At 70.7% G+C, this 24,947-nt stretch carries 22 protein-coding genes and 1 tRNA gene; 9 read left to right on the forward strand and 14 right to left on the reverse strand.

Features of this window, described 5'->3' with window-relative positions:
* Nucleotides 1-13: 13 nt before the first annotated feature.
* The 8 genes from ADX84_RS26690 to ADX84_RS15805 form a co-directional block, all read right to left on the reverse strand.
* Nucleotides 14-265: a phosphopantetheine-binding protein gene (locus tag ADX84_RS26690; RefSeq protein ID WP_049574645.1), complete on the reverse strand. Its 252-nt coding sequence runs from the start codon at nt 263-265 to the stop codon at nt 14-16.
* A gap of 3 nt (nt 266-268) precedes the next feature.
* On the reverse strand, nt 269-1,615 hold the full coding sequence (locus ADX84_RS15775) for a lysine N(6)-hydroxylase/L-ornithine N(5)-oxygenase family protein (RefSeq protein ID WP_049574649.1): 1,347 nt from the start codon (nt 1,613-1,615) through the stop codon (nt 269-271).
* Nucleotide 1,616: 1 nt separating this feature from the next.
* Nucleotides 1,617-2,276 carry an isochorismatase family protein gene (locus ADX84_RS15780; RefSeq protein ID WP_049574653.1) on the reverse strand — a complete coding sequence of 220 codons (660 nt, stop codon included), beginning with the start codon at nt 2,274-2,276 and terminating at the stop codon, nt 1,617-1,619.
* The gene (locus ADX84_RS15785; protein ID WP_049574658.1) at nt 2,276-3,940 is read right to left on the reverse strand and encodes a (2,3-dihydroxybenzoyl)adenylate synthase; all 1,665 of its coding nucleotides are present in this window, start codon (nt 3,938-3,940) and stop codon (nt 2,276-2,278) included. Before ADX84_RS15785 ends, ADX84_RS15780 begins: the two co-directional genes overlap by 1 nt.
* On the reverse strand, nt 3,937-5,100 hold the full coding sequence (locus ADX84_RS15790) for an isochorismate synthase (RefSeq protein WP_049574663.1): 1,164 nt from the start codon (nt 5,098-5,100) through the stop codon (nt 3,937-3,939). The genes ADX84_RS15785 and ADX84_RS15790 overlap by 4 nt, the downstream gene beginning before the upstream one ends.
* A 66-nt stretch (nt 5,101-5,166) precedes the next feature.
* Entirely contained in the window at nt 5,167-5,925 is a 759-nt protein-coding gene (locus ADX84_RS15795; protein WP_049574666.1) for a 2,3-dihydro-2,3-dihydroxybenzoate dehydrogenase, read from the reverse strand.
* Between the two features lie 674 nt (nt 5,926-6,599).
* Nucleotides 6,600-7,067 carry a MarR family winged helix-turn-helix transcriptional regulator gene (locus ADX84_RS15800; RefSeq protein WP_049574669.1) on the reverse strand — a complete coding sequence of 156 codons (468 nt, stop codon included), beginning with the start codon at nt 7,065-7,067 and terminating at the stop codon, nt 6,600-6,602.
* A gap of 95 nt (nt 7,068-7,162) precedes the next feature.
* Nucleotides 7,163-8,095: a DUF5996 family protein gene (locus ADX84_RS15805; RefSeq protein WP_049574672.1), complete on the reverse strand. Its 933-nt coding sequence runs from the start codon at nt 8,093-8,095 to the stop codon at nt 7,163-7,165.
* 282 nt (nt 8,096-8,377) lie between these two features.
* Here ADX84_RS15805 and ADX84_RS15810 point away from each other — a divergent pair, with 282 nt between their 5' ends.
* Together ADX84_RS15810 and ADX84_RS15815 are read left to right on the forward strand one after the other, a co-directional pair.
* Nucleotides 8,378-9,028 (forward strand): hydrolase, encoded by a 651-nt coding sequence (locus ADX84_RS15810; RefSeq protein WP_049574674.1) that lies wholly within the window; start codon nt 8,378-8,380, stop codon nt 9,026-9,028.
* Between the two features lie 144 nt (nt 9,029-9,172).
* A complete protein-coding gene (locus tag ADX84_RS15815) occupies nt 9,173-9,481 on the forward strand; it encodes a GNAT family N-acetyltransferase (RefSeq protein WP_049574677.1) in 309 nt (102 codons plus the stop codon).
* Nucleotides 9,482-11,426: 1,945 nt separating this feature from the next.
* On the opposite strand, the gene ADX84_RS15825 is transcribed toward ADX84_RS15815, so the two are convergent.
* Nucleotides 11,427-11,502 (reverse strand) — tRNA-Arg (locus ADX84_RS15825).
* A gap of 147 nt (nt 11,503-11,649) precedes the next feature.
* Entirely contained in the window at nt 11,650-12,900 is a 1,251-nt protein-coding gene (locus tag ADX84_RS15830) for an aspartate aminotransferase family protein (RefSeq protein WP_049574684.1), read from the reverse strand.
* A 160-nt stretch (nt 12,901-13,060) separates the two neighbouring features.
* Here ADX84_RS15830 and ADX84_RS15835 point away from each other — a divergent pair, with 160 nt between their 5' ends.
* Nucleotides 13,061-14,527, forward strand: coding sequence for an NAD-dependent succinate-semialdehyde dehydrogenase (locus tag ADX84_RS15835; RefSeq protein WP_049574687.1), 1,467 nt, complete (start codon nt 13,061-13,063; stop codon nt 14,525-14,527).
* A gap of 257 nt (nt 14,528-14,784) precedes the next feature.
* On the opposite strand, the gene ADX84_RS15840 is transcribed toward ADX84_RS15835, so the two are convergent.
* From ADX84_RS15840 to ADX84_RS15855, 4 genes are all read right to left on the reverse strand, one after another.
* A complete protein-coding gene (locus ADX84_RS15840; RefSeq protein ID WP_049574690.1) occupies nt 14,785-15,459 on the reverse strand; it encodes a GntR family transcriptional regulator in 675 nt (224 codons plus the stop codon).
* A 60-nt stretch (nt 15,460-15,519) separates the two neighbouring features.
* Entirely contained in the window at nt 15,520-16,269 is a 750-nt protein-coding gene (locus ADX84_RS15845; protein WP_049574693.1) for a maleate cis-trans isomerase, read from the reverse strand.
* A gap of 39 nt (nt 16,270-16,308) precedes the next feature.
* Complete coding sequence (locus ADX84_RS15850) at nt 16,309-17,175, reverse strand: Asp/Glu racemase (RefSeq protein ID WP_234004004.1); 867 nt, start codon at nt 17,173-17,175, stop codon at nt 16,309-16,311.
* A 110-nt stretch (nt 17,176-17,285) separates the two neighbouring features.
* The gene (locus ADX84_RS15855; RefSeq protein WP_049574696.1) at nt 17,286-17,768 is read right to left on the reverse strand and encodes a DUF3830 family protein; all 483 of its coding nucleotides are present in this window, start codon (nt 17,766-17,768) and stop codon (nt 17,286-17,288) included.
* Nucleotides 17,769-18,108: 340 nt separating this feature from the next.
* On the opposite strand from ADX84_RS15855, the gene ADX84_RS15860 reads away from it, so the two are divergent.
* From ADX84_RS15860 to ADX84_RS15885, 6 genes are all read left to right on the forward strand, one after another.
* The gene (locus ADX84_RS15860) at nt 18,109-19,140 is read left to right on the forward strand and encodes a D-2-hydroxyacid dehydrogenase (RefSeq protein ID WP_049574698.1); all 1,032 of its coding nucleotides are present in this window, start codon (nt 18,109-18,111) and stop codon (nt 19,138-19,140) included.
* A gap of 26 nt (nt 19,141-19,166) precedes the next feature.
* Nucleotides 19,167-20,693, forward strand: a complete 1,527-nt coding sequence (locus tag ADX84_RS15865; protein WP_049574701.1) for an amidase — start codon at nt 19,167-19,169, stop codon at nt 20,691-20,693.
* 292 nt (nt 20,694-20,985) lie between these two features.
* A complete protein-coding gene (locus tag ADX84_RS15870; protein WP_049574704.1) occupies nt 20,986-21,657 on the forward strand; it encodes a response regulator transcription factor in 672 nt (223 codons plus the stop codon).
* 527 nt (nt 21,658-22,184) lie between these two features.
* Nucleotides 22,185-22,589, forward strand: a complete 405-nt coding sequence (locus ADX84_RS15875; protein ID WP_234004005.1) for a hypothetical protein — start codon at nt 22,185-22,187, stop codon at nt 22,587-22,589.
* Nucleotides 22,579-24,282 carry a cell wall metabolism sensor histidine kinase WalK gene (locus ADX84_RS15880; protein WP_049574711.1) on the forward strand — a complete coding sequence of 568 codons (1,704 nt, stop codon included), beginning with the start codon at nt 22,579-22,581 and terminating at the stop codon, nt 24,280-24,282. Before ADX84_RS15875 ends, ADX84_RS15880 begins: the two co-directional genes overlap by 11 nt.
* A complete protein-coding gene (locus tag ADX84_RS15885) occupies nt 24,279-24,938 on the forward strand; it encodes a response regulator transcription factor (RefSeq protein ID WP_049574716.1) in 660 nt (219 codons plus the stop codon). Before ADX84_RS15880 ends, ADX84_RS15885 begins: the two co-directional genes overlap by 4 nt.
* Nucleotides 24,939-24,947 lie beyond the last annotated feature (9 nt).

Here is a 24,947-nt window from a genome sequence, read left to right on the forward strand (position 1 = left end):
GGGCTCGGCGGGGTCAGCGGTTGAGGAGGGCGACCCAGGCGTCGATCGTGGGCCGCTCGGCGAGGTCGGCGAAGTCGACCTCGACCCCGGCGGAACGCCACTGCTCCATGAGGCTCATCATGCGAACCGAGTCCATCCCCCGGTCGAAGAGGTCCTCGGCGGGGTCGATGTCCTCGGCCGGCTCGGCGAGGATGTGCGCTGCGTCGGCCCGCACGCGCTCGACCGTGAACGCGGTGGCGGCGGTGTCTTCGGTCTCCTGGGACACGGGTCAGGCCCTCTCTTCGGCGGGGGCTCCGGCGCGGGCGGCGACGGAGTCGATGATCTCGGCGACGCGGGTCGCGATGTTGGACAGCAGGGAGGCCGACACCCCGTGGGTGTGCTCGGTCCCGCCCTGGAGGTACAGGCCGCACGTGAGGGTGTCGCGGGTGACGACCCGGTAGTCGCGTTCCACGGCGGGGCGGCCCTCGGGGGTGGTGACGACCTGGTCGGCGAGGTCGCCCAGCAGGGGGCGGGCGTCGGCGGGGTGGTAGCCGGTCGCGAACACCACGTGGTGGGCCGGGATCGGGGTCTGCTTCCCGGTGACAAGGTCCTCCACGACCACCGCGACGCCCTCGGTGCTCTCGCTGAGCCCGGCCACCCGCGAGGTGTTGTGCAGGTGCAGGCGCTGGTTCCCGTGGACCTTCTCCGCGTAGTGGCGCCGGTACAGCTCACCGATCAGGTCCGGGTCGACCACCGAGTAGTTCGTGTTGCGGTGGTAGCCGGTGAGCTGGTCCTTGACCTCCTGCGGGGCGGCGTGGAAGGCGTCCACGGCCTCGGGGTCGAAGATGCGGTTGGCGAAGGGGCTGTCGTCGGAGGGGCTGTAGCCGTACCGGGACAGGACCGCGTGGACCTGCGCGCGAGGGAACCGCTGGTGGAGGTGGTCGGCGACCTCGGCGGCGCTCTGCCCTGCCCCGACGACCACGAAGGAGCGGGGGTCGGCCTTGGGCGGGAGTTCGGACAGGCGGGTGAGCAGGTACTCGTTGTGCCACACGCGGGCGGACTGCTCCACGCCCTCGGGCATGCGGGGGCGCAGACCGGGGCCGAAGACGACGTTGCGGGCGCGAAGCACGACCCGCTCACCCGCCGCGTCCTCGGAGACCACGTCCAGGTGGGTGACGCGCTCCCCCGAGTACACGGGACGGACCTCGACGACCTCGTGTCCGTAGCGGACCTGGTCGGCGACCCGGCCCGCGCACCAGGACAGGTAGTCGTGGAACTCCTGGCGCAGCGGGAACAGCGTCTTGTGGTTGATGAAGTCGTGCAGCCGCCCCACGTGGTGCAGGAACGACAGGAAGCTGAAGTCACTGGCCGGGTTGCGCGTCGTGACCAGGTCCTTGAGGAAGGACACCTGCATGGTGGCGTCGTCGATGAGCATCCCCCGGTGCCAGCCGAAGGTCTCCTGGCGCTCCAGGAAGACGGCGGACAGCGGTGGCTCCTGGCCCTGTTCGAGGCGTTCGGCCAGGGCGATGGCCAGGCCGAGGTTGGAGGGTCCAAAACCCACCCCGACCAGGTCGTGGACGGCGGGCGGGTGGTCGTTGGAGGCCACGGTGGTTCCTTCTCGGTCGTGGTCGGTCATGTCAGACCCCGGTGCGGGCCGGGACCTCGCGCAGGGCGGTCAGGGCCTGGTCGGCCGTGATGACGGCGGCACAGCGCCCCGCCGCGTAGACCAGAGCGGAGCGGTGGTGCTCGGCGCTGAAGTCGGCGACGGCGTCGGCGACCAGGAACGGCTGGATGTCGCGCATGAAGGCGTCGGCCGCGGTGAGCTGGCATCCGATGTGCGCGTACACGCCGGTGACGATGATCTGGTCGCGGCCCCCGGCGGCCATGCGCTCGGCCAGGTCGGTCTGGGCGAAGGCGCTGTAGCGCCACTTGGTGAGCAGGACGTCCTCGCCCTCGGGGGCGAGTTCGGCGGTGATCTCGGTGTGCTCGGCGACCGACTTCATGCCGCCGCCCCAGAAGTCGCGTTCCAGTCCGCGCTGTTCGGGGGTCATGTCGCCGGGCTTGGCGGTGTACACGACCGGGACCCCCGCGGCGTGGCAGGCCGCGCGCAGGGCGGCGATGTTGGCGGTCGCGCCGGTCACCGGCTCGGTGCCCTCGGTGTAGGGGCGCAGGAAGTAGCGCTGCATGTCGTGGACGAGCAGCACGGCCCGGCTGGCGTCCACGGTCCAGGGCGCCCGGTTATCGGGCAGGTCCTCGGCGGTGGGCAGCGGGTAGGGGTCGATGGTCGGCAGTGCCATCACTGGTCTCCGGATGGGTCGGTGGCGCCGCGCAGGTCGCGCTTGGAGGTCTTGCCGACGGCGGTGGCCGGGAAGGAGTCCACGAAGCTGACACGGTCGGGGATCTTGTAGGCGGCGAGCCCGCGCTCGCGCAGGAACGCGAGGAGTTCGCCGCGAGTGGGCGCCTGGCCTCGGGTGATGACGTAGGCGCAGGTGCGTTCGCCCAGGTAGGGGTCGGGAACAGCGACGACTGAGGCGTCGTGCACGGCCGGGTGGGCCAGGATGTGGTTCTCCACCTCCTCGGCGCCGATCTTCTCCCCGCCCCGGTTGATCTGGTCCTTGGCCCGCCCCGAGACGACGAGGTTGCCGGAGGGGTGGCGGCGGACGATGTCGCCGGTCCGGTAGAAGCCGTCCGGGGTGAAGGCGGTGGCGTTGTGTTCGGGCGCCCTGTAGTAGCCGCGGATGGTGTAGGGACCCCGGGTCAGCAGGTGGCCGGGGTCGCCTTCGGGGACCGGGCGGTCGTGGTCGTCGACGATGAGGATCTCGTCGTGGGCGCTGATCGGGCGGCCCTGGGTGGCGGTGACCACCTCGTCGGGGTCGCCGTCCCGGGTGTAGTTGACCAGCCCCTCGGCCATGCCGAAGACCTGCTGGAGGGCGCAGCCCAGGACCGGGGTGACGCGGCGGGCCGCCTGCTCGGGGAAGGTGGCGCCGCCGACCTGGAGCATGCGCAGCGACGACAGGTCGCGGCCGGACTGGGAGCCGTGTTCGACGGCGTCCAGCCAGAGCATGGCCACGGGAGGGACCACCGAGGTGAGGGTGACGCGTTCGCTCTCCACCAGCGGCAGGGCCGTGGCCGGGCTGGGGTCGGGCGCCAGGACCACGGACCCGCCCGCGTGCAGCACGCCGAGGAACCCGGGCGAGCTCATCGGGAAGTTGTGGGTGACCGGCAGGACGCCCAGGTAGACGGTGTCGGCGTTCAGACCGCAGATGTCCGCGCTGGCCCGCACCGAGTACAGGTAGTCGTCGTGGGTCCGGGGGATGAGTTTGGGCAGGCCGGTGGTGCCGCCGGACAGCTGGAAGAAGGCCACGGCGCCGGGGTCGGGTGTGGCCAGGACCGACGGGTCCGGCTCGGCGCGCAGGTCGGCCAGGGCGGTCAGACCCTCCGCCGGCTCTCCGGGGTCTCCCGCCACGACCACGTGCTCCAGACCGGGTACCCGGGCACGCACCTCGGCGGCCATGGGACGGCAGTCGAACCCGGCGTGGACGTCGGAGGTGACCAGGGCGACGGCCCCGGCGGTGGAGGCCAGGTGCAGGAGCTCGCTGCGGCGGTGGGCGGGCAGCGAGTAGACCGGCAGGGCGCCCAGCCGGAACAGCGCGAAGACCACCTCGAACAGCGGCGCGGTGTTGGGCAGGTGCACCACGACCCGGTCGCCCTCGGCCACGCCCAGGCGGGACAGACCGGTGGCCAGGGAGTCGGCGCGCCGGTCCAGTTCGGCGTAGGTCCAGCGGACCGCGCCGTCCACGACGGCGGTGTTGTTCGCGAAGCGCGCGGCGCGCTCGCGCAGGAAGGCGGGGAAGGTCTCGCCCGTCCAGTAACCGGCCTCGCGATAGGCGTCGGCGAGGTCCTTGGGCCAGGGGGTCCAGTCGTGTTCGCAGACGCCGTGGTTTCGGGGATGCGTGGTCATGCGGCTCCGTCCACACCGAGGGCGAGCAGGAGGGTGCGCAGCTTGGCGGAGGTCTCGGCCAGCTCGGCGTCGGGGTCGGACTCGGGCATGATCCCGCCGCCCGCGTACAGCTCCAGGGTGCGTCCGGCGACGTCGGCGCAGCGGATGGTGACCACCCACTCGCCGTCGCCCGCCGCGTCGGTGTGGCCGACCGCCCCGGTGTAGAAGCCCCGGTCGAAGGGTTCGAGGCCGCCGATGGTGTCGAAGGCGCGACCTGTGGGGGTGCCGCACACCGCCGGGGTGGGGTGCAGGTCCGCGGCGAGCCGGTGGGCGGGCACGTCGGGGTCGGTGAGTTCGCCCGTCACCCGGGTGGACAGGTGCCACATGGTGGCGGTCCTGATCAGCTCCGGCTCCGAGGGGACCGCGAGGTCGCGGCAGTGGGGGCGCAGCGCGTCCGCGACGGCCTCCACCACCACGGCGTGTTCGTGGCGGTCCTTGGCGGAGGTGAGCAGGGCGACGGCGCGCCGCTGGTCCTTCGTGGGGTCGGCGCTGCGCGGCGCGGACCCGGCCAGGGGGTTGGAGAGCACCTGGCGGCCGCGCTTGGCGACCAGGAGTTCGGGGCTGGCGCCGATCAGGGAGCGGGTGCCGGAGCCCCGGTCGGGCAGGTCCGTGGCGAAGACGAAGGCGGTGGGGTCGCGCCAGACCAGGTTGGCCAGGACCGTGGGTACGTCCACGTCCTCGCCGCTCTCCACCTTGAGGCAGCGGGCGAGGACGACCTTGCGCAGCTCCTCGTCCTCGGCCATGAGCTTGACGGCGCGCTCCACCGCCGCGACGTGCGCCTCGGGCGCGGGCACGGGGGTGACCGTCCACGGCCCGCCGAGCGGGCTCCACCGGTGTTCGCTCTTGGCGGCCCGTGCAGGGGAGGGTGACCAGCGAACGGTCTCGGGAACGACCAGGTGGGCAGGGCTGGCGGTGTCGAAGGGGATCGCGCCCATGGCGACCGCGCCGCTGCCCGCGTGGGCCAGGGCGTCGGGAATGGCGTCGAGCCGGTCCAGGGTGGCCAGCGCCCCGGTCCCGTGGAGGGCCCGCGAGGCGGAGGAGAAGAACGAGTCGCCTGGTCGGTACTCCGCCAGGAGTTCCCCCGCCGTGGCCGCGGGGGCGGCCGTGCGCTGTTCGGGCATGGGTGTGGCCTTTCTGTGTTCAGGCACGTGAGAGGGCGACCGGGGTGGGGCCGCCTGGCCGGGGGGTCAGCGGAGCGTGGCGCCGCCGTCGACGTAGAGCTCGTGCATGGTGATGTGACGGGCCGCGTCGGAGGCCAGGAAGCGCACGGCGGCGGCGACGTCCTCGGGTTGCCCGAGTCGGCCCAGGGGGATGCCGACCTTGAAGTGGGCGGGGTCGCCGGTGATGAGGGCCCGGGGGTCGGGGGTCATGGCGCGGAGCATGGGGGTGTCGGTGGAGCCGGGCGAGACCACGTTGCAGCGCACGCCCAGGGGCGCCAGTTCCAGGCCCAGGGATTTGGTGAGGGCGACGGCGGCGGCCTTGGTGGCGGCGTAGGCGGCCATGTTGGCTCGGGGGACGCCGGCGGCGTTGGAGGCCACGGTGATCAGGGATCCGTGGCCTCGGGGACCCATGCGCCGTGCGATCTCACGGCCGATGACGAAGACTCCGGTGGCGTTGACCGCGAGCATGCGGTGCCAGTCCTGGTCGGCGCACTCGGCCAGGGGACCCGTGGCGAGGGTTCCGGCCGCGTTGACGACCAGGGTGACGGGTCCGAGTTCGGCTTCGACCTGGTCGAACAGGGCCTCGACCCCGCCGGTGTCGGTGACGTCCCCCGCCAGGGCGAGCCCGCCGCCCTCCAGAGAGCGCACGGTCTGGTCGAGCCCTTCGGGGTCGATGTCCACGGCCGCGATCCGGGCCCCGTGCCGGGCGAGGTCGACGGCCACCGCCCGCCCCACCCCACTCGCGCCTCCGGTGACCACGGCGACGGCTCCGTCGATCCCGTCCATCTGTCGCCCCCAGTCCTGCTGACCTGCGCCGAATAAGGTAAACCTCGCCTTAATTAGGTAATGCTTACCTAATAAGTCCGCGGCAAGTCTCCGGCGAGCCACGGTGGGATGTCAACCAGAACCCCAGGGAGACCTGGATCACACGAGTGGGACGTTCACCCCATTCGCCGCCTCACGCAGAGGCAGCCCGAAGGCACACAGAGCGACGGTATTTACGCAGGTCAGAACACGTTCTGGCAGCGAACCCACCGCCCCGGGAAACCCCTGGGACACCCGCACCGAACCGGCTCGAAACCTGGCCCGAGGTGAGGTGGTTGTCACCTCCGCGCGAACCCTGCCCGGGTATGCGAATCTCCTCCCTCCGCTCCCGGATCGGCGTCGGGAGGTCGGGCTCAGGTGTCAGAGAGGAGGGGCAGAGGTAGCCGCGAGTCAACCCCCGGTCTGCTGGCCGGGGCTCATGCCGCGGTCGACTCGCGGTCGATGCGTGCCGAGGGAGGGGGACCCCGACTGAAGGGCATGGTCCGGCGCCAGGCTCCGCGCACCGCGCGGACGCGGCACCGGCTTCGCCGACACCTGGCCGAGGTGAGTCCTCGCAGGTCACGCGGGACGGCGTGGGGTCGCCTCACCCGCCGCCGGTCAAAGACTGGCGCGTCGACAGTGAGGACGACGTCCGCTCAGTCGGACTGCTTCTCCATGTGGTCCGAGACGCGCTGGGAGAGCCGAGCGAACGTGCTGAGCTGGTTCGGGGTGAGGGCGTCGACGAACAGACGGCGCACGTGCTCGACGTGGAGGGGAGCGGCCTCCTCGATCGCCTCGTAGCCCGCCGGGGTGGCGACGATGAACGCTCCACGAGCGTCGTCGGGGCACTCCTCCCTGGCCACGAGACCGCGCTTCGCCATCCGCCTGACCTGGTGGGACATGCGGCTCTTCTCCCAGTTCACGAGCTTGGCCAGTTCCAGGAAGCGCATCTTCCCGTCACTGGTCTCGGTGAGGTTGACGAGCACTATGAAGTCGGAGGCGGACATTCCGGAGTCGGCCTGAAGGAGACGGGAGAGCCGCCCGATGAGCGTCTCCTGCATGTGGATGAAGCCGTCCCACGCGGCCTTCTCGTCCGCATCCAGCCAGCGTGGCGTCTCGTTCATGCGCGCAGTTTAACGAAGAAGTTGACGCCTCATCCACATGAAAACGGCGGAGGGGAGACCCCTCCGCGCGTCGACGACCGCCGTGACCTGCCGGTTCAGGCCCCGCCCCACCGGAGGGGGTCGTCCTCCAGCGCGGAGCGGTCCCAGTGCCCACGATCCGCGGCGGCCTCGTAGGTGGTGCGGAGGAACTCGGCGACCGCGCGGTCGGGGTCGGGTGCGGCGCGGGCCACCTCGTAGGGGAGCAGGAACTGCTGGAACTCGGTGCTGAAGTACGCGCCCTCGGGGCCGACCGGCTGATCGGCGAACCCGTCGGGGGCCGGGTAGGCGTACGAGTAGAAGGCGCCCTCCTCGCCACCACCGGGCCAGAACCCGCAGCTGGACAGTTCCCGGGAGTAGCCCTCGACCATGACCCAGTCCCCGCAGTTGGGCGCTCCGCCCGGATGCGGAGGAGCCGACCGTCCGGAGAAACGGGTGCAGGCGAGGTCCATCCCTCCCCAGAAGAAGTGCACCGGGCTGACCTTTCCGACGAAGTGCGACCGGAACTCACCGATCACGCGGTTCGCCTGCAACAGCTGGCGCCAGAAGAGGTGGGCCGCCTCGGCGTCGTAGGAGGCGTGCTCGTGGTCCTCGGCGAAGGGGATCGCCGGGTCGACCTCGTTGGGGTGCGGGCGGATCGGTGCCTCGATCCCGAGTCGGCCGAGCGCGTCCAGGATCCGGGAGTAGAACTCGGCGACCGGCATCGGCCGCAGCGGGAAGCTCCCCACGCCGCCGTCGCTGCTGCGGACCTCGAGCTGGTGCCCGACGAAGTCGAACTCGATCTCGAAGGCCCCACCGCGGTACGGGATGGCCGACGTCGTCAACCCGCGCGGGCTGACATAGAGGGTCACCTGCCACCAGTGGTTGACCAGCGGAGCGTGGGCCATGCGGATCTTGCCCACGATCTGGGTCCACATGTGCAGGGTGTCCCGGGTGGGGGTCCAGTCCGAGACCCGCAGGCCGGGCCAGTTCGTCTCTGATGTGAGGGTCATCGTCTCTCGCTTCCGTCGCTGCGCCACCCGGAGGAGTGGTTGACGCATCATCCGCATAGTAGATGACGCATCAACCTATTGGGCGGAGGGCGCACCTCGGCGACCGACCGAAACCCAGGATGGTTGACGCGTCATCCAATGGTGCTAATTTAGATGACGCGTCATCTAAATCGGCGGGCTTGTCGTCACTCCCGCGCGCTCTCGCGCGCACCCCTGGCGTCTGCGCGGAGATGGACGGTGCCCCGACCGACCCCCCGGATCACCCCCTGGAAGGGACCCCCTGTGAGCACCAAGGCCAAGAACGGACTGCAGGCACTGCTGACCCCGGAGGAGAGCGTTCTCGTCCTGATCGACCACCAGCCGTTCCAGTTCGCCAACCTGAACAGCCACGAACCGTCGATGGTCGTCAACAACGCCGTCGCCCTGGCCAAGGCCGCCAAGGCGTTCGACGTTCCGACCATCCTGACGACCGTGCTGGAGGAGCGCGGCGGCTACCTCATCAAGGGGCTTCGGGACGTGTTCCCGGAGCAGAAGCCGATCGACCGCACGTTCATCAACACCTGGCAGGACGAGCGCGTCGTTGACGCCGTCCGGGCGACCGGCAGGAAGAAGCTGGTCATCGCCGGTCTCTGGACCGAAATCTGCCTGGCCATGCCCGCGATCCAGGCGGCGGGCGAGGGCTACGAGGTCTTCGCCGTCACCGACGCGTCGGGCGGCGCCTCGGTGGAGTCCCACGACATGGCCGTGCGGCGCATGGTCCAGGCCGGCGTGGTGCCGATCACCTGGCTGGCCGTGGCGGGCGAGTGGCAGCGCGACTGGGCCCGTGAGGAGACCGTGTCCGCCATGACCGGAATCCTGGAGCAGCACGGTGGCGCCACCGGCGTCGCCTTCGCCTGGGAGACCCAACTGTTGAGCTCCCGCGCCGGAGCCTGACGCTCCCACCAACAGCACCGATCGGGACGGATCGTCGGCAGGTCCGGCGACCCGTCCCACCTCGGATCCCGCGCGTGAACGAGTCCGAGCACCAAGCCGATCGGGTGGTCAACCGCCCGGCCGATCCATCAAGGAGGAGGACCCATGGCGGTCAAGGTGAACGACGTGCCCGAGGCCAAGCGCTACGAGGCCCGCGTCGACGGAGAGTCCGGGGTCGCTGGCATCGCGGGGTACATCCGCACGTCGGAGCTCGTCGCGTTCGTGCACACCGAGGTCGCTCCGGAGTACGAGGGGCGCGGGGTCGGGTCCGCCCTGGTCCGCACGGCCCTCGACGAGGCACGGTCCGCGCGCCTGCGGGTGCTGGCGACCTGCCCCTTCTTCGCGGGCTGGATCGCCCGTCACCCCGAGTACCAGGACCTGCTCTACCAGTCCCGGAGCAGCGTCACTGACTGAGCTCGGACACGGCGCAGGGATCATCGCCGAGAGGTGGTCGGCCGCTCCTGGAGCTCGCACCGGCGCCCCTGGCCGAACGCCGCAGGGCGCCGGATCTCCTGGCGATGCCCAGAAGTAGCCGCCCGAGCTGCTTTCGCAGTTCGGGCGGCTTCTCCGCTGTCTCAGGGTGGTGGACTCGGGAGGACTCGAACCCCCGACCTCTGTTCCGCCGAGGCATGCGTCGACCTGTCGACAAGCCGACAGATCCGCTTGTGACCTGTGAGCCCCGGCAGCATCCCACTGCTCCTGCGGCTCCGCGGAGCCATCCGCACTGACTCCGGGACCTGGAGTCTGGATCAGCCAGGGCTTGGCACGTGGACCACATGAACAGGCGGCCACGTCCTCGGCGACGGATCCTGTTCCGATGTTCCTCAACCCCCGAGTGGCCAGCGTTGCGACGCCAGAATATGGCCGATCGGGCAGTTTCCTATCCAAGCGGCCAAGATAGGCCCGATTCGCTTGGTTCGTCGCGGTCCGTCTGCTGCACTGAAGATCGGGAGCGCGGTGCTCCCAGCTTCCACTCCGAGCAAAACCATGGGGCCATAGCTAACGCGGCGGGAGACCCGGCATCTGGAGACGAACTTGCACTCAGGAAGGCCTGCTCGGCGTTTCCTCCCCTTCTGCTTGAGGGCTCACGAGCCAGTGTAAGAGTTCACTTGGGAACAATAGATCATTCGTCCCCCGCGAGCAGACGGAATACTTCCATTGCACGACTCCCCTGCCCGATGCTCTGTCGCCTCAACCTGGAACACATCGACGACCTTTGAATAAGAAAGAGGCTACTCATGAACTCAGTGAAGAGAGTTGCACTGATCGCCGCAATCGCCTCCATGTGCGTAGCTGGTGTGGCAAGTTCGGCCGGGGCGAATGACGGAGCGCAGACCAGGGCCGCGTATCCGAGCGAATGCCAGTACGAGAACATGGGCTCCTGGGGCGGTCGTGCACTGTGCAAGAAGTCGAATGGCGGTTCCTTCAGGGCCGTCGTGCACTGCGAGAGTGTGACGACAGGTCGTGTACAAGGCTTCTTCGGCCCGTGGACGAAAACCGGAACCTCCACCGCATATTGCCACGGAGACGGGAAGGCCCTTTTCACGGGTGTTGATCTCTCCGCACGAGACAACACCTGAGACACGATAGAAAATGAGACGAGAGTTCGATATGAAGAAATATCTCCGTGCGCCCCTTGCGGCAGCAGCCATGACCCTGGGTATCCTCGCTACATCCACGGTCCCGGCTACCGCCGATCAGGTTGAATCGGCCGCCTCCTGGCCGAGCAACTGCACCTTCGAAAGGTTCCTCGACCGGTACGCGGGCGTCGGAACCAAGGCAATCTGCAAATCAGGCGGAGGACAGTACCGGGCTGCCGTGATTTGCCGACCAGTCCTCGAGGGGTCCGATGTGACCCGTCTGTCTCCGGTCTGGAGAAACTCAGGAAGTGGGACGTACTCTTACGTCTACTGCCCACCGGAGACCGTGTATTCAAGCTCAGGTATCGAGAAAAGAGCAGGATAAGGCCCCCTAAGCCACGGCGCTCCATTCTGAAATGAGAATGGAGCGCCCATTTTCGACCGCACATCACAGGTGAGCGCACGAGGGACCTGTGGGTGCGATGAGTGCACCGACGGCAACGAGGGCGACCAGACGCGCGGAGCCACGAGTTCCGAGGGATTGTGATCCCGCATGGAGCACACGCAGCGACAGGCGCCCACGAGTGATGGGAGTCATGGTTGGCCTGATGCGCTCCAGGCTGCCAGACCCCGCGAGCCCCGGCCCCTGATCGACGTGCGTTCCACAGCCGTCCGCAAGCGACCGGATTCAACGTCCTCAGGCGGATGTTCGCCCAGGCCACAAAAGAAGCCGCCCGCCCTGGTTTCCCAGGTCGGGCGGCTTCTCCACTGTCTCAAGGTGGTGCACTCGGGAGGACTCGAACCCCCAACCTTCTGATCCGTAGTCAGATGCTCTATCCATTGAGCTACGAGTGCAGGTCTTCAGTTGTGTGTCGCCCGGTTGAGCTGGGCTCTCCCTTGCGACGTCTCTGACTCTATCACGGTGCTGGAGTGCCTTTGCGCCGTTTTTCGGTGTGACCCGGGCCATGGGGCGCCGACGCGCGGTCGGCGCCCCACAGGTGCCTACTGGCTCTCCTCCAAGGAGGCCGCCCACAGCTCGAGGGCCGTGTCGATCTGCTCGCCGATGACCACGAGGGCCGGGATGAAGCGGACCACGTTGCCAGCCGGGCCGCAGGTGAGCAGCAGCAGCCCGTTCCGGGCGGCGGCCTGCTGGGCGCGCTGGGCCGCGTCGCCGTCGGGTGTCCCGTCGGCCCTGACGAACTCGTTGGCCCGCATCAGGCCGCGCCCGCGGACGTCGCCGATGCCCGCGTGTGACTCGGCGATCTTGGCCAGGCCCTGCTGGAGCCGCTCGCCCTGGCGGGCCGCGTTCTCCACCAGGTTCTCCTCCTGGATGACGTCCAGGGTGGCCAGAGCCGCAGCGCAGGACACCGCGTTGCCGCCGTAGGTGCCGCCCTGGGAACCCGGCCAGGCCTTGTCCATGATCGCGGCCGGGGCGGCGATCGCGGACAGCGGGAAGCCACTGGCCAGGCCCTTCGCGGTGATGACGATGTCCGGGCGCACACCGGAGGGCTCGTGCCCCCAGAACGTGCCGGTGCGGCCGAAGCCGGTCTGGACCTCGTCCATGACCAGCAGGAACCCGTGCCTGTCGGCGCGCTCCCGCAGCCCCTGGAGGAAGGCGTCCGGGACGGGCACGTAGCCGCCCTCACCGAGCACGGGCTCGATGAACACGGCGGCGGTGTCCTGCGGGGAGGTCACCGTCGCGAACTGGTAGTCGAGCTCGCGCAGTGCGTACGCCACCGCTTCTTCCTCGGTCATCCCGAGCCGGTAGGCGTACGGGAAGGGCGAGACCACCACACCGGGAACGAGCGGGCCGATCCCCGCGCGGATCTTCACCCCGGACGTGGTGAGCGAGGCGGCGCCCATCGTGCGCCCGTGGAAGGAACCCTGGAAGACCACGGCGTTCTGACGGCCGGTGGCCTGGCGGGCCAGGCGCAGCGCCGCCTCCACGGCCTCACTGCCCGAGTTCACGTAGAACAGGCGGTCGATCCCCTCGGGCAGCACCTCTCCGAGACGTTCGGTGAGTCGCAGCAGGGGCCGGTGCATCACGGTGGTGTACTGGCCGTGGATCAGCGTCGCGACCTGCTCCTGTGCGGCGGCCACCACCCTGGGGTGGCAGTGCCCGGTGCTGGTCACGCCGATGCCGGCGGTGAAATCGAGGAAACGACGGTCGTCCTCGTCGTAGATGTAGACACCCTCGCCTCGCGCCGCGACGACCGGTGTCGCCTGCTTGAGAACCGGGGAGAGCTCCGCCATGCGGTGGCCTCAATTCCTTGTGTCGAGTTCCGTAGGATTGTTGACAATCGACGCTGCTATGGAAACATCCGGGGCGCGGCGGTGTCCAGCGGACGCACGTCGGGCAGTTCTGACCACAGGCCGTCCCATGCCGGGGCGGCCCGTCGACGGAGGAGAGAACATGTCGGATCGCGAAGCACGGGTCGTCGCACAGGTGGACAAGAAACTTTTCCTCGGCGGGAAGTGGCGGGACGCCTCCTCCGGCGCGACCTTCGAGGTCGAGGACCCGTCCACCCGCAAGGTGCTGTGCGACGTCGCGGACGCGGGCCGGGAGGACGCCATGGAGGCCCTGGACGCCGCGGCGCGGGCCCAGCCGGGGTGGGCCAGGGTCGCGCCCCGCGAGCGCGGTGAGATCCTCCACAGGAGCTTCGAGCTGCTCATGGAGCGGCAGGAGGAGCTCGCCGTCCTCATGACCCTGGAGATGGGCAAGCCGCTGGCCGAGGCGCGGGGCGAGATCGCCTACGCCGCCGAGTTCTTCCGCTGGTTCTCCGAGGAGGCCGTGCGGATCGAGGGCGGGTTCGCCACCTCGCCGGACGGCAAGTCGCGCTTCCTGATCATGCGCCAGCCCGTGGGCCCCTGCATGCTCATCACCCCCTGGAACTTCCCCATGGCGATGGGCACCCGCAAGATCGGCCCGGCCATCGCCTCCGGGTGCACGATGATCCTCAAGCCCGCCCACCAGACGCCGCTCTCGGCGCTGGCGCTGGCCGGGATCCTCACGGAGGCGGGGCTTCCGGAGGGCGTGCTCAGCGTCCTGCCCACCTCCGACCCCGGTGCGATCACCGGGCCCCTGTTGGCGGACGGCCGCATCCGCAAGCTGTCCTTCACCGGTTCCACCGCGGTCGGCCGCAAGCTCCTGGAGCAGAGCGCGCCCCAGGTCCTGCGCACCTCCATGGAGCTGGGCGGAAACGCGCCGTTCCTGGTGTTCGACGACGCCGACATGGACGCGGCGGTCGACGGGGCGATGCTCGCCAAGATGCGCAACATCGGTGAGGCCTGCACGGCCGCCAACCGGATCTACGCGCAGTCCGGGATCGCGGAGGAGTTCTCCCGGCGGCTCAGCGAGCGCATGGGCGCGCTCCGGCTGGGCCGGGGTCTGGACGACGGCGCGGACGTGGGCCCGCTGATCGACGACAAGGCCCGCGACAAGGTCCAGGGGCTGGTGGACGACGCCGTGCGGCGGGGCGCGCGCGTGCTCGTCGGCGGCGGACCCGGCGACGGCCCGGGGCACTTCTACCAGCCGACCGTGCTGGCCGACGTTCCGTTCGCGGCGGAGCTGTCCAACACCGAGATCTTCGGTCCGGTGGCCCCGGTGCTGACCTTCGAGACGGAGGAGGAGGCGGTCCGAGCCGCCAACGACACCGAGTTCGGCCTGGTCAGCTACCTGTACACCCAGGACCTGAACCGGGCGATGCGGGTCAGCGAGGCCCTGGAGACCGGCATGGTCGGCCTCAACCAGGGTGTGGTGTCCAACCCGGCGGCACCGTTCGGCGGGGTCAAGCACTCGGGGCTGGGCCGCGAGGGCGGCCGTGTGGGCATCGACGAGTTCCTGGACACCAAGTACGTGGGGATCGGCGGGCTCGTCTGACCCACGCGTGGGTCCGGCCGGTTCGGGCGGGCCCACGCGGTGTCAGCCCCGGTGCCGTTTTCCGGCGCCGGGGTTGCCCGTGGGGACGCGGGGCGGCCCCTGGCGTCGGAACGGCGCTCCCGGCCGTCGACGTGTCGCCCCTCCCACGGGCCCGTCGCGGCCTGGACGGCGGGTCGGCACGGGCGCAGCGAGCCGTCCGTCGCGAGGAGCCGACGGACGCGGCGCGTGCTTCCGCCTCCGGGCTCCGGTGCTGGCCGTCAGGACCCGGCGCCGGTCTCCGCGTTGATCCGGGCGACGGTGTCGACCATGTGGGACTCGATCAGCGTGAGCAGCCGCTCCTCCTCACCGTCCACGATCGCGTCCAGGATCCTGCGGTGCTCGTCGAGGAGCTCCTGGGGTTCGGGGTAGACGGCCTGCATCACGGTCAGGCACATACGGGTCTCCACGAGGAGCGTCTGGGCCATGCGCTCCAGGCGCGAGTTGCCCGAGCAGCTGACCAGGGTCCGGTGGAACTCCTGGTCGGCGTCGCTCATGGCGGTCCGGTCCGCGCTGGCGGCGGCCTCCGCCAGCCGGTCCACGGCGGGGGTGAGGCGGGCCAGGGCCTCCCCCCGGTTGCCCCGCATGATCAGCTCGCAGGCGGTCCGCTCCACCGCGAGCCGGGCCACGTAGACGTCGCGGACGTCGTCGGGGGTCAGCTCGCGCACGAACAGGCCCCTGTGCCGTTCACTGCGCAGCAGCCCCTCCTGGACCAGGCGCTGCATGGCCTCGCGGAGCGGCCCCCGGCTCACGCCCAGTCTCCCCGCCAGGTCGGCCTCGCCGAGCTGGTCCCCGGGTGCGAGGGAGCCGTACATGATCGCCGACCTCAGCTGGTCGGCGATCAGCTCGGCGGTGGAACGCCTGGGGACGGGTCTGAGCTGGCCGGGGGCTGACATGGTGTTCCCTTCTGAACGACGGTACAAAGGTGACGAACCGGGCGTGGGTTGGCCCTGAGGCTAACCGGCCCCGAAGGCACTCCTGACCACGGAGGCTCCCGAACGGAAGAGCGTCCCGGGGCCGGACCGGGCCTCGCACTGGCCGGCGAGCCGGAGGCCCTCCCAGACGCTGACCTGGTTGGCGGTGAGCACCGTCTTGCCCAGCAGCGCCTCCATCGGTTCGATGAGGTCGGCGCTGTGCAGGGCGGTGTCCGGGACCAGGACCGCCTCGGCCCTGGGGTGGTCGTTGGAGATGACGAAGTCGAGCGCGTCGTCGGGGTCGAGGTAGCCGACCTCGGCGGCCGTGGCGATCCCGTGACTGGCCAGGGACATCACCTCCACCCCCGCGTCGGTGAGGAACTCCACGAAGCGCTGGGCGACGTCGTCCGGGTAGGTGGCGGCGATGGCGACCCGGGACGCGCGCAGCTGGCTGAGGGCGTGCACGAACGCGAACGACGTGCTCGAACTCGGGACGCCCGTCACCTCCTGCACGCCCTGGACCTGGCGCCGGGCACCCTCCCAGCCGAACACGAAACTGCCGCTCGTGCAGGCCCAGACGGCGGAGTCGACCCTGAGGCCGCCGAGCTCCTGCGCGCCCTTGGCGAGGACCCCCTCACTGCCCACGTCGAGCAGGGCGTCCACCCGGTGGGCGTCCTCGCGCATGAGCGTGTGCACCACGGGGAGCTCGACGTCCCCGCCGAGGGTGTCGGCGAAGGTCCTGTAGTCGTCCTCGGCGCTGTGACCGGGATAGAGGATTCCTACTCGGGTCATGATTCTCCTTGGCTCGCGGGCGCCTTCCCTGGCGGTCGTTCAGACTGCACTGGGGGCCGTCGCGTCGATCAACCGCTGTCCGTGCGCGACGGCCCGGCGGTCGGCGGCCCGCAGCAGGTCCCACATGGTGACCTGGTTGGCCGCGATCACCGGCTTGCCCAGTTCCTGTTCCAGGGGCGCGATGATGTCGTAGGTGAGGACGTTGGTGCAGCTGATGAACACGGCCTGGGCGTCGGGGCGGTCCACCTCGTGCACCGCCCGGGCGACCTCGGCGTAGGTGACCCTCCAGATGTGGCTGAGCAGGCCGAGCCCGACGCTGGAGGTGACCCCCACGTCGTGTTCGGCGAGGTAGTCGAGCAGGCGGTCGGTGACGCTGTCCACGTACGGCGTGACCACGGCGATCCGGTCCGCCTCCAGGACCCGCAGGGCGTCGATCAGCGCGCCCGAGGTGGTGACGGCGGCGGGGGCGCCCGCCTCCCGCATGGTTCTTCGCAGCTCACGCTCACCTTCGGCGCCGTGGACGAAGCTGCCCGAGGCGCAGGCGTAGCCGATCGCGAGGGGTTCGGGTGCCATGAGGGCGCGGACCGCCTTGGTCACACCCTTGGCCTTGCTGAGGGCCGCGGCCTGGTCGACCGTCACCGGGATGCGCACGAACGGCAGGCGGGTGATGAGCAGCGAGACGTCGTCCGGAGCCCAGCGCCACAGTTCGCGGTCGAGCGCGAAGTCGTAGGGCGCCACCACGCCGACCCCCGACTGCCAGGGAGTCATGGTGTCCGCCGACAGTTCGACGACCTCGTGCGGCGCGGGTGGTGGAGGCGGAGTGGGGCCTCCCGTGAAGGGGGTCGCGGCGTGGGCCACGGGTACGGGACCGTCCTCGTGGTCCGGTCGGTCTTCTTCGGTCCGCATCGGTCACTCACCTCCCAGTGCTGTTCTCGGTTCGGTCGGCTCGGTCGGTTCGTGGGGCCGGCGCGACCCCGGGGCCTTCTCCTCGGGGCGGGGTCCTCCGCGCGGGCCCGTCAGCGTTCGAGCCGCTCGTACAGGAGGCGCTCGCCGACGCTGCCGGAGCGCCAGACGTCGTTGCAGGCCTCGGCCATGGCGGGCAGGTTCTCCACGACGGTCGCGAACACGTTCCCCGGAACCCAGCCCACGTCGCCGTTGAGCAGCAGGTTGTTGCGCCCGTAGAACAGGGCGAGGTCGATGACGCCGGGCAGGCCCTCGATCCCCTTGTCCTCCTTGAAGGTGCGGTCGAGCATGCCCTCGTCGAAGGAGAAGTAGACGATGTCGCCGGGGATCGGTGTGACGGTGGGGTTCTCCTGGCCCGGTTCCGGGTCGGCGAACCTCGGCACCATCGTGTAGACCTCGTTGCGCGCGTACTTGGCGTGCTGGACGGCGTCGCCCTGCGGGAGGGCGTTCCACACCGCCTCGCAGGTACGGGGTGCGTCCTTGTCGAGCAGTTCCGCCACGCAGGAGACCCCGCGCCTGGCGAGGGTGACGGTCATGTACCTGGGCAAGTGGTGTCCCTTCGACGGCTCTTCTTCCTGCCGGATCCCTCTGTGTCTTGTGGACTGTTGATTGTCGACAATCTTACGATCTACCTACCGAGTACGGCAATAGACACCGGGACGTGCGGGTATGTCGGCAGCGTCGGTGCGGGTGGGCGACACCCCGGGCAGACGTTGGACGTCCCCGCGAAACACGCCGCATAGGCCCGAATCGGGCGTTTTGTGGATTGTTGACAATCCTATGTCGGCTCCCTAGCGTTTCCCGTGCAGGGCGGAACCACCCATCCGACGACAGGATCAGCAAGTCAGAACACCGTCGCAACCGGAAAGCGCGCCCGTGAACAGTTCCACCACCAGCCCGTCCGTGCCCGAACGACCCCGCCTCGTCGTACTCCGAGGCGAGGACCTTCCGCCGGGCCACGAGCGCATCGACGACCACCCGAGGCTCGGCGAGGTCGTCTACGCCACCGCCGACGAACTGTCCGCCACCCTTCCCGGTGCGGACGTCCTGCTCGTGTGGGACCTGTTCACCGAGGCGCTGGCCGACTCCTGGTCCAAGGCCGACTCCCTGAAGTGGGTGCACGCGGCCACCACCGGTGTGGACAACCTGATGTTCCCCGGACTGGTGGAGAGCGACGTCCTCGTCACCAACTCGCGCGGGGTGTTCGACGAGCACATCGCCGAGTACGTCCTGGGTCTGGTCATCTCCTTCGCCAAGGACTTCCAGGGCACCTGGGACCTCCAGCGGGAACGCCAGTGGCGGCACCGCGAGACCGAGCGGGTGGCCGGTCGGCGCGTCCTCGTGGTCGGCACCGGCCCCATCGGCCGCGCGATCGCCCGCAAGCTCACGGCCGTGGGCATGGACGTCCGCGGCTCGGGCAGCCACGCCCGCGACGGCGACCCCGACTTCGGTTCCGTGGCGGAGTCCAGCCTCGCCGAACCCGGCGCCGACGGCGGGCGCACCCTGCTCGACGAGCTCCCCGAGGCCGACTACGTGGTCGTCGCCGCTCCGCTGACCGAGTCCACCCGGGGCCTGGTCGGCCGGGAGTTCCTCGACCTGATGAAACCCACCGCGCGGCTGGTCAACATCGCGCGCGGCCCCATCGTCGTCCAGTCCGACCTGGTCGCCGCCCTGGACAGGGGCGCGATCGCCGGTGCGGCACTGGACGTCTTCGAACGGGAACCGCTCAAGGCCATCAACCCGCTCTGGGGGCTGCCCGGCTCCGTCGTGTCGCCGCACATGTCCGGTGACGTCGTCGGCTGGCGGGAGGACCTGGTGGAGCTGTTCCTGGACAACCTCGCCCGTTACCTGGACGGGCGGGGACCGCGCAACGTCGTGGACAAGAGCCGGGGCTACGTACCCGGCTGACCCCTCGCGTGACTTGGGAGGCTGAAGTGACGATCCGTTCCGACCGGGCCGGGACCGATGACGCTGGTGCGGCCGGTACGGCCGAAGGCTCCGCCGGTGCCGAGACGGGAGCCCCTCGGGGCGTCCCGGCGGCGCGCGCGGGGCAACCCGTGACACCGGCCGACCTGTCCGCCGAACAACTGCTCCACGCCTACTCCACCGGGGAACTGTCCCCCGTGGAGGCGGTGGACGCGGTACTCGAACGCATCGAGCAGGACAACCCGGCTCTGAACGCGTTCTGCCTGGTCCGCCCCGAGGAGGCGCGCGAGGCGGCCCGCGCCTCCGCCGAGCGGTGGCGGCGCGGCGAGCCCGAGGGACGGTTGGACGGGGTGCCCGCCTCGGTCAAGGACATCCACCTGACGAAGGGGTGGCCCACCCTCAAGGGGTCGGTGACCTCGTCGCAGGAGGGGCCGTGGGAGGAGGACTCCCCGGTGGTGGCGCGGATGCGCGAGCAGGGGGCGGTGTTCGTCGGCAAGACCACCACCCCCGAGCTGGCCTGGAAGGGCGTCACCGACAACCCGCTCACCGGGATCACGCGTAACCCGTGGGACCTGTCCACCACGCCGGGCGGCTCCAGCGGGGGTTCGGCAGCGGCGGTGGCGGCCGGGATGGGACCGCTGTCCACCGGGACGGACGGGGGCGGTTCCATCCGCATCCCGGCCAGCTTCGCCGGGATCTGCGGGATCAAGCCCACCTGGGGCCTGGTGCCGCACTTCCCGGCGAGCCCGTTCGGGTCGCTCGCGCACACCGGCCCGATGGCGCGGACCGTGGGCGACATGGCGCTGATGCTGGACGTCGTCTCCGGGTTCGACGCCCGGGACTGGATGGCGATGCCGACCCCGGGCCCCGGCCTGGCCGAGGCGGGACGCGGCACCGAACCGGAGGAGCTGGTCCGCGGGCTGCGGATCGCCTACAGCCCCACCCTGGGCGGGTTGGACGTGGACCCCGAGGTGGCCCGTGCGGTCGCCGACGCGGTGCGGGTGTTCGCCTCGCTGGGCGCCGAGGTGGAGGAGGCCGACCCCGGCCTGCCGGACTCCCTGGAGGAGTTCCACGTGCTCTGGTACTCGGGCGCGGCCAAGGCCACCGAACATCTCACCGACCGGGACCGTGACCTCCAGGACCCCGGCCTGCGGGAGATCATCGAGGAGGGCGTCACCTACTCGGCGCAGGACTACCTGACGGCGATGGCGCTGCGGATGGCGATGGGCGCCCGGATGGGGCGGTTCCACGAGTCCTACGACCTGCTGCTCACCCCCACCATGCCGATCGTGGCCTTCGAGGCCGGTCTGGAGTCCCCGCCGGAGCTGTCCGGGAAGCGGTGGACCTCCTGGGCCGGGTTCAGCTACCCGTTCAACATGACCCAGCAGCCCGCCGCCAGCGTGCCGTGCGGGTTCAGCGAGTCGGGGCTGCCGATCGGCCTCCAGGTGGTGGGCCCCCGGCACTCCGACGACCGCGTGCTCCGTGCCTGCCGCGCCTTCGAGCTGGCCAGCCCCTGGGTGGGGCGTCGACCGTGACGCGCGGGCACCGGGCCCCGGTTTCGGGGTCCGGTGCCCGGCTCGGTCACGGGAGCCCGGCTCCGGGCTCCGGGCTCCGTGTGACGAGATGGTGACGATGCGGCGACGGTAGTCACACCCGCACCAGCCGTCATCAGGCGCTTTGCTCCCTGAGCCAGCCCTTTGTCCGTTTACGGGACCTTCGCCCGGGGAGTTCGGTGCCTTAAGGCTCCCTCCGGGCCCCCCGTAGGCGTTAACGTCTTCCTCGGAGTGGTGTCATGTGCGTACGGACACGAGACGAGGGAGGTCCGCGATGATCGACGGTGGAGCCGAGGGTGCCCGGAAGCCGATCAGGGTCTTCCTCGTCGACGACCACGAGGTCGTCCGGCGCGGTGTGGCCGCGCTGCTGGAGACCGAGGACGACATGACCGTCGTCGGTGAGGCCGGGACCGCCGAGCAGGCGCTGTCGCGCATCCCCGTGGTCCTGCCCGACGTCGCCGTGCTGGACGTGCGCCTGCCGGGCGGCTCCGGAGTGCAGGTGTGCCGGGAGATCCGGTCCGACCACCCCGGGATCGCCTGCCTGATGCTCACGTCCTTCGCGGACGAGGACGCTCTGTACGACGCCGTCATGGCCGGGGCCGCCGGGTACGTGCTCAAGCAGATCCACGGCGCGGACCTGGTCGGCGCGGTGCGCACGGTCGCGGCCGGCGGCTCCCTGCTGGACTCGGGCAGCACCGGCGCCATGCTGGAGCGTCTGCGCGGCGCCCAAGCCGAGCCGGACCCGCTCGCGGAGCTGACCCCGCAGGAGCGCCAGATCCTCGACCTCATCGGCGAGGGCATGACCAACCGGCAGATCGGCGAGCGGCTGTACCTGGCCGAGAAGACCGTGAAGAACTACGTCTCGGCGCTGCTGGCCAAGCTGGACCTCAAGCGCCGCACCCAGGCGGCGGTGCTCGTCGCCGAGCTGCGCGGCCGCCGCTACTGACTCAAGCCCTCCCGTCCGGACGGCGCGTGCTGCGGAGCCGCCCTGCTACTGGCTCAAGCCGTCCCGTCCGGCAGCGAAGGCCGCAGCGAACCCCCGCTCCCCCAGTGCCGCACGGCCCCCGGCCGTGACGCGGTCTGCGTCGCCCCGTTCGCCCGGAGCAAGCGGCGCACCCACTGACTCGCGGAGCGCGGCGGCCGACCCCAGCAGGGTGGCGCGGCCGTGCTCTCCAGTCAGGGGCGTGGGAGCCCGCCAGCCCCGCCAGGGCGAGCGCGACCGACCTCGGGTCGCCCATGGCCCGCGCGAGCCCCCTCACTGTGCGGGGCGTCGTGGACACGGGGCACGGCGACGACGACTCCGCCCGCCGCGCACTACCCGGAAGGCGCTTCCTGCCCCCGGGCGGCCCGGCCCCGGGGGTCTCTCCCCCATGCCGGGGCCAGACCCCCGTCGCGCGCCCCGACCTGGGATCATGAAGACTTCCTCATGTCCGCTTCATGCGGACGCCGCCTTCGTCGGGGAGGCTCTGCTTCATGAGATCACCTCTGGTGCCGCTGGCGGTCGGGGCGCTGACAGTCGTCTCCGTCTCGGTCGCCGCCCTGCTGTGGGCGCTGTTCCTGCGCGATCCGGACCCCGGGCGCGCCTCCGAGGTCGTGCTCGGCGAGTCGCCCGAGGCCACCGCCTCCGCCGATCCCGACGACGACGTGGTCAGCCCTCCCCCACCGGTCACCGACCAGGAGGGGGGCGGCGGGGAGGCCTCCGGGGATCCCTCACCCGAACCCTCCGCCAGCCCCTCGTCCGAGCCGCCGACCGGGTTCCCCTTCGACTGCCTCGACGGGGGCACCGGCCACGAGAGCTGGGGCGAGGAGCAGTGGGAGAGCTGGTGGGAGGCCTGCCTGGACACGCGGTACGAGAACGGGGACGACGATGACGACTGACGGTCAGCGGGGGGCGGACGGGGACGGCTCGGACCGCCGCGCCGATCCCGACGCCACCACCGTCAACGTCCCGCCGGGCCGGTCCAGACCCGGGGGATCGGGGAACGCCGAGACGCCCTCTGGAGGGTCATCCTCGGGCGGTACCTCGGTGTTCCCGACCCTCGTCCTGCGCGGCCCCCAGCCGGAGCTGCCCCAACGCCGCCGGGTGCCCGCCCGGCTGCTCATCACCGCGTGGGTGGTCCTGCTCATGGCCGCCGTCCTCGTGCTGGTCAACGTGGTCACCTGGAGCGCGCTGACCGCCCGGACCGACGAGCGGGTCGACCGCGCCCTGAACCAGGAGATCGCCGAGTTCCAGGAGTTCGCGGCGGTGGGCGTCGACCCCGGCACCGGCTCCGCCTTCAGCGACGTCTCCTCCCTCATCCGGGTCCACCTGGAGCGCCAGTTCCCCGAGGACTCCGAGATCCTCTTCGGCTGGGTGGACGAATCCGGGGAGGGCGCGGCGGACGCCGAGAGGTCGGCGTCGCGCGGGAGCCGGGGCTCCGCCGAGGCCGTCACCGGCCGCATCCGGCAGGGGCAGGAACCCCCGTACGACCTGTCCGCCGACCCCGCGATGGTCGAGGCGATCCTGGACACCTCCGACGCCCGGGGCGTCCTGGACACCCCGGCCGGACCGGTCGAGTGGGAGAAGATCCGTGCGCTGCCCCCGCAGGGCGACGGCGGACCGGCGGGGTGGTTCGTGATCGGCTACTTCACCGCCCACGACGACGACACCTCGGCCGGGACCATGGGCACCCTGGCCCTGGTCAGCCTGGGCGGACTGCTCGCGGCCGCCACCGCCGCATGGTGGGTGGCGGGCCGCATCCTCGCCCCCGTCCGACTGGTCCGGCAGACCGCCGCGGAGATCTCCGAGGAGGACCTCACCCAGCGCATCGAGGTGTCCGGTCGCGACGACATCGCGGCGCTGGCCGAGCAGTTCAACAGCATGCTGGACCGGCTGGAGGGCGCCTTCACCGAACAGCGCCGCTTCGTCGACGACGCCGGGCACGAACTGCGCACCCCCATCACGATCGTGCGCGGCCACCTGGAGCTCATGGGAGACGACCCCGAGGAGCGCCGCGAGGTGGTCCGGCTGGTCACCGACGAGCTCGACCGGATGGGCCGCATCGTGGAGGACCTGCTGCTGCTCGCCAAGGCCCAACAGCCCGACTTCGTCCACCCCGAACCCGTCTCCCTGGCCGAGCTCACCAGCGACATCGACGCCAAGGTGCGTCAGCTCGGCGACCGCGACTGGCGGCTGGAGTCGCTGGCGGAGGAGACCGCCTACCTGGACCCCCAGCGCGTCACCCAGGCGATGGTGCAGCTGGCGGCCAACGCCGTACGGCACACCGCCCCCGGCTCCACCCTGCGCACCGGTTCGAGGGTCAGCGGTTCCGAGGTGCGCCTGTGGGTCGCCGACCACGGCCCCGGGATCCCCGCCGAGGAGCACGGCCGGATCTTCGAGCGCTTCTCCCGGGGCGGTCGCACCGCGCGCGGCGAGCGGGGGGCCGGGCTGGGCCTGGCCATTGTCCGAGCCATCACCGAGGCGCACCACGGCCGGGTGGACCTGATCTCGGCACCCGGTGCGGGCTCCACGTTCACCCTCGTCATCCCCCTGACCCCCGTTGACGGCCGCGTTGGAAGGGAACACCTGTGAGCCGTGTACTCATCGTCGAGGACGAGGAGCGGATCGCCTCCTTCGTCCAGAAGGGACTGACCGCCAGCGGGTTCACCACCACGGTGGTGGGCACCGGGGCCGAGGCGGTGGACTACGCCGTCACCGGCGGGTTCGAACTCATGCTGCTGGACCTCGGTCTGCCGGACACCGACGGGTTCGACGTGCTCCGCAGGGTGCGCGCCCTGGGAGTGGACGTCCCCGTGGTGATCCTGACCGCCCGGGACGGGGTACGGGACACCGTGACGGGTCTGGAGATCGGCGCGGACGACTACGTCACCAAGCCGTTCCGGTTCGAGGAACTGCTGGCGCGGGTCCGGCTGCGGATGCGCACGGAGCGCGCCCCGGACCTGACGGTGCTGCACGCGGGAGGGCTCCGGTTGGACCTGCGGACGCGCAGGGTCGAGGTGGGTGAGGAATCGGTGGACCTCACCGCCCGGGAGTTCGCGCTGCTGGAGCTGCTCATGCGGCACCAGGGGCAGGTGATGACCCGCCAGCAGATGTTGTCGCACGTGTGGGGCTACGACTACGACCCCGGGTCCAACGTGGTGGACGTGTTCGTGAGGGCGCTGCGCCGCAAGGTGGGCGCGGAGCGCATCCTCACGGTGCGGGGCATGGGGTACCGGCTGACCGGCTGATGCGTTCGG

It is taken from the genome of Nocardiopsis sp. SBT366, assembly GCF_001083815.1.
Lineage (GTDB): Bacteria > Actinomycetota > Actinomycetes > Streptosporangiales > Streptosporangiaceae > Nocardiopsis > Nocardiopsis prasina.

Bases quoted from the DNA above. Each gene is read 5' to 3' on its own strand.
- ADX84_RS15775 (WP_049574649.1), bottom strand. From the start codon at position 1,615: ATGACCGACCACGACCGAGAAGGAACCACCGTGGCCTCCAACGACCAC.
- ADX84_RS15780 (WP_049574653.1), bottom strand. From the start codon at position 2,276: ATGGCACTGCCGACCATCGACCCCTACCCGCTGCCCACCGCCGAGGAC.
- ADX84_RS15785 (WP_049574658.1), bottom strand. From the start codon at position 3,940: ATGACCACGCATCCCCGAAACCACGGCGTCTGCGAACACGACTGGACC.
- ADX84_RS15790 (WP_049574663.1), bottom strand. From the start codon at position 5,100: ATGCCCGAACAGCGCACGGCCGCCCCCGCGGCCACGGCGGGGGAACTC.
- ADX84_RS15795 (WP_049574666.1), bottom strand. From the start codon at position 5,925: ATGGACGGGATCGACGGAGCCGTCGCCGTGGTCACCGGAGGCGCGAGT.
- ADX84_RS15800 (WP_049574669.1), bottom strand. From the start codon at position 7,067: ATGAACGAGACGCCACGCTGGCTGGATGCGGACGAGAAGGCCGCGTGG.
- ADX84_RS15805 (WP_049574672.1), bottom strand. From the start codon at position 8,095: ATGACCCTCACATCAGAGACGAACTGGCCCGGCCTGCGGGTCTCGGAC.
- ADX84_RS15815 (WP_049574677.1), top strand. From the start codon at position 9,173: ATGGCGGTCAAGGTGAACGACGTGCCCGAGGCCAAGCGCTACGAGGCC.
- ADX84_RS15830 (WP_049574684.1), bottom strand. From the start codon at position 12,900: ATGGCGGAGCTCTCCCCGGTTCTCAAGCAGGCGACACCGGTCGTCGCG.
- ADX84_RS15835 (WP_049574687.1), top strand. From the start codon at position 13,061: ATGTCGGATCGCGAAGCACGGGTCGTCGCACAGGTGGACAAGAAACTT.
- ADX84_RS15840 (WP_049574690.1), bottom strand. From the start codon at position 15,459: ATGTCAGCCCCCGGCCAGCTCAGACCCGTCCCCAGGCGTTCCACCGCC.
- ADX84_RS15845 (WP_049574693.1), bottom strand. From the start codon at position 16,269: ATGACCCGAGTAGGAATCCTCTATCCCGGTCACAGCGCCGAGGACGAC.
- ADX84_RS15850 (WP_234004004.1), bottom strand. From the start codon at position 17,175: ATGCGGACCGAAGAAGACCGACCGGACCACGAGGACGGTCCCGTACCC.
- ADX84_RS15855 (WP_049574696.1), bottom strand. From the start codon at position 17,768: ATGACCGTCACCCTCGCCAGGCGCGGGGTCTCCTGCGTGGCGGAACTG.
- ADX84_RS15870 (WP_049574704.1), top strand. From the start codon at position 20,986: ATGATCGACGGTGGAGCCGAGGGTGCCCGGAAGCCGATCAGGGTCTTC.
- ADX84_RS15875 (WP_234004005.1), top strand. From the start codon at position 22,185: ATGAGATCACCTCTGGTGCCGCTGGCGGTCGGGGCGCTGACAGTCGTC.
- ADX84_RS15880 (WP_049574711.1), top strand. From the start codon at position 22,579: ATGACGACTGACGGTCAGCGGGGGGCGGACGGGGACGGCTCGGACCGC.